The sequence below is a fragment of the Halomonas sp. SIMBA_159 genome (assembly GCF_046536035.1).
Lineage (GTDB): Bacteria > Pseudomonadota > Gammaproteobacteria > Pseudomonadales > Halomonadaceae > Vreelandella > Vreelandella venusta_A.
The window spans coordinates 1-230 of the sequence record NZ_JAWJBT010001803.1 but is presented as its reverse complement, the minus strand read 5'-3'; the positions used below and the strand labels follow the sequence as shown (position 1 = coordinate 230).

The following is a 230-nucleotide window of genomic DNA, read 5'->3' as shown; positions in this document are numbered from 1 at the left end:
AACAGATTATTATGGCTTCAAAAAAAGGACCACCACCCGTTGTTTATATTATTGTTCTGCTGATTGTCGGCTTCGGAGGATATAAACTTTTAACGGCTTTCAATACTCCTCCTGAGCCGGTTACAACGTCTTCTGATTCTGAACCGAGTAATCAAACAACCTCAAATCCCAATAATAATAATAATAATAATACTGCTGCTACGACTGGATCTGAGTTGGGGAATCGTTTC

1 protein-coding gene is annotated in these 230 nt (G+C 38.7%); it reads left to right on the top strand.

Features of this window, described 5'->3' with window-relative positions; genetic code table 11:
- Window positions 1–230: hypothetical protein (locus R0J87_RS25425; protein WP_498889792.1), on the top strand; the 230-nt coding region annotated here is incomplete at both ends.